This is a genomic window from Acinetobacter sp. UBA3132 (assembly GCF_002364825.1).
Lineage (GTDB): Bacteria > Pseudomonadota > Gammaproteobacteria > Pseudomonadales > Moraxellaceae > Acinetobacter > Acinetobacter schindleri.
The window spans coordinates 1-2,964 of sequence record NZ_DEZM01000091.1 but is presented as its reverse complement, the minus strand read 5'-3'; the positions used below and the strand labels follow the sequence as shown (position 1 = coordinate 2,964).

General features: G+C 39.2%; 3 protein-coding genes and 1 pseudogene. 2 read left to right on the top strand and 2 right to left on the bottom strand.

From position 1 onward, the window contains the following. Both B4033_RS04295 and B4033_RS04290 read right to left on the bottom strand, forming a co-directional pair. The coding region (locus B4033_RS04295; RefSeq protein WP_286832364.1) for a hypothetical protein at positions 1–114 on the bottom strand (114 nt) is incomplete at its 3' end. A gap of 154 nt (positions 115–268) precedes the next feature. Beyond that, entirely contained in the window at positions 269–1,498 is a 1,230-nt protein-coding gene (locus B4033_RS04290) for an alpha/beta hydrolase (protein ID WP_286832362.1), read from the bottom strand. Between the two features lie 346 nt (positions 1,499–1,844). Here B4033_RS04290 and B4033_RS04285 point away from each other — a divergent pair, with 346 nt between their 5' ends. Then, positions 1,845–2,543: a DUF3820 family protein gene (locus tag B4033_RS04285; RefSeq protein ID WP_004815320.1), complete on the top strand. Its 699-nt coding sequence runs from the start codon at positions 1,845–1,847 to the stop codon at positions 2,541–2,543. 87 nt (positions 2,544–2,630) lie between these two features. Beyond that, positions 2,631–2,964: pseudogene (locus B4033_RS04280) on the top strand (hypothetical protein); the annotation flags it as partial.

Genomic DNA, 2,964 nt, shown 5'->3' with positions numbered 1-2,964 from the left:
GCAATAGTTTTCAGAAGCGATCAACTCGATGTGCACTTCTTGGCGAGCATCTTCGTTAGAGATTGCTTGAGCGATTTCTGGATCAAATTCAGCAATAGAGATATTGGCAAACATTAGCGAGGTCCTATTGATTTAGGGCTTTTAAGCCGTGCTAAGATTGGCGCGTATTGTAGCATGAACTTTGCTATTTTCGACTAGGAACTTTATCCAGTTTGCAATAAAAATAGCTCATGCTTAAAAAAACATGAGCTATATAGATAAAAATAAGTTATTGAATTGGCATTAGAGATTTTACATCTTCAATAATATTAGGAATATTCGATGTATAGACACTGCTGTGATCCCATGAATTGTTCGTAATATATCCTAATGAGGTTTGTTTCTGATTTGCTGATCTAACTAAAACATCTGTTGCAGCTTTTGGAACAGTCTTATCTGCCCCTCCCTGATAAATAATTACTGGTGTAGTCACTTTTACCTGTAAAGGCTGAGAATCTTTTTCGAGGAAGGTTTTGACCACTGGGATACTCATAAAATTAGCTTGAGTACGCGGGTATCCTTCTAAGGTTTTTTTATCGTTAAGATAAATTCCCATTTCGTTACCGAATTTTCCGCCCAATACTTCATAACAATCTGATTCAGCATTCTTGGCAATGTCGTCCGTTGGATTTTGAAATACTTGACTATATTGCAGATTCGGGTTCGGATTACGCAATCCAGCCACAATCAGTGCAGTAAAAGTATCTAAAGAGGCTAAAGTTTCAATTTTTTTATTCAGATTTGTTTCCTGTCCAGCTTGAGCCTCACCACCTGCCAAAATCAAACTGAAATTAGAAGCAGGTGCTAAAGCTACCGTACCTTTATAAGTCATTTGAGATGCACGTGCTGCATATTGAGCAGCACCTAAAGCCGCTTGACCACCTTGAGAATGTCCGACAGCCATCCATTGATTAGAAGCTTCCGATCCTAAATAGTCTTTTGCAGCTACCACTGCATCGGTAATTGAATAGGCTTCACTCTTAAGATTAAGGAAAGGATGAAGTTCTGTGCCACTCGGCTCTCCTAAGCCTTCATAATCAGGTGCAACGACAATGTATCCAGCCTTAAGGAGACCAGTAATCATATTCGTGATGTCATTATTAAGCTGATTTTTACTTGGTGCACACTGATCAGCCACACCGGTCGTACCATGTGCCCATGCAACTATCGGCCAACCTTTCGCAGGAGGTGTTCCTTTTGGAGTGAAAACCAGTGCCGTTGCCTGGGTTTCGTTATTATTGATACCTAACATCTTATAAATCATAACCACGCTTTCATCGGCAACAGCAGTCAGGTCCGTTTCGGTATAAGCCACAGGCGTTGCTACAACTGGATTGGCAATATTATTTACTGGAATAGCGGGTTTGGACTCATAATTACCATCATCATCACTATCATTACACGCAGTTAAAGCTACGCTTAGGGCGAGTAGAGAACCAGTCAATACATGACGTTTCATCGATCTTATCCTTGTCTTAATTATTGTCTCTTATGATTTTTATAGTTTTATCAAATGATAAAACTAGAGATTAATTTCCCAATTTATTGTATTAATGGCAAGAGATTATTTTGTTATTTATCTAACAAATACAGCCCAAGTTTCGATTGATTTCGGCATAATAAACTTAAGCTCTTGAAATAATTACAGAAAATACAAAAAACCTTTATTTATTAGTTCAGTTTAAAAATATTCTGTATCAGTCAAAAAGCCTTCAATTAAAAGTAAAAATCAGGCATTCCAATTGTCAGTAGTGAAATAATAATGTTAGATTTTAATCCTCACCTTTTTCAGGCAAATTTTCGTCATGCAGGCCATCATTCTCGACACTGAAACCCATACACTAAACGGTCAGCCGATTGAAATTGCGTATGCGCCTGTGGACATTCTGGACCATAAAATCAGCTTGGATAAAAGCCGACTGTTTGATCAGCTCTATAGCTGTGATGAACCGATTTCTTTTGCAGCCATGGCCGTGCACCATATTCTGGAATCAGATCTGGAAGGACAACCACATTACAGCAGTTTCGAACTTCCACAGGAAACCACTTATATTATTGGTCATAATATTGATTACGATATTCGAGCCTTAGAAAAATGCGGTGTAAATTCATCTAATATTAAAGCGATTTGTACGCTCGCTTTGGCTCGTCGCGTATGGCCAGATGCTGAGGCCCACAATATCTCTGCCCTGATTTATATGATTACCCGTGGCAGTGACCGTGCCCGTGAAATGATCCGTAAAGCGCATCGTGCCGATATGGATATTATTCTGACCGCAAATATCCTGATGCATATTGTGCATCACCTGAAAATCAGCAGTATTGAAGAACTATATGAAGCTTCTGAAGATGCGCGTATTCCACGTACCATCAATTTTGGTAAGCATCGTGGCACTGCGATTGCTGAACTGCCTGCTGACTATGTGCAATGGCTGCTTCGTCAGGAGGATCTCGATCCTTATCTGCGTAAGGCTTTAGAAAATACTGCAATTACAACACTTTAATTTTAAGCAAATTTAACAGCATCTTCATATTAGTGTAATTTTCTCATATTAGCATCTACCTTAACTCTGTATATAAGGCATTCAGGTATGATGCGCTATTCAAAAACAGCAAAGGGTCTACATGTTCTTCAACATCGCAATGTCGAGCTTAATGCACGTCAAAGACGTCTTTTGGTTTTAATTGGCACTGAGGATTTTGATTTACTCACACCTCAGTTTAAAGCGCGTATTGCACCACATGATTTGCTGCAACAATTGTGTGATATAGGACTGATTGAAGTACAAGAGTTAGAGACTTCAAATGCAGCAGTCGGTACAGAGTCAGCACAAACTTCAGCGCCTGCTAATAACTCAGTAAAAGCCTCATTTCCACACTTTCCTGAATCAAATATTCAGACTTCAATCACCAGTCCTGCCCCAT

Excerpts from the sequence above, each read along its gene's own strand:
- B4033_RS04290 (WP_286832362.1), bottom strand. The coding sequence starts at position 1,498 with ATGAAACGTCATGTATTGACTGGTTCTCTACTCGCCCTAAGCGTAGCT.
- B4033_RS04285 (WP_004815320.1), top strand. The coding sequence starts at position 1,845 with ATGCAGGCCATCATTCTCGACACTGAAACCCATACACTAAACGGTCAG.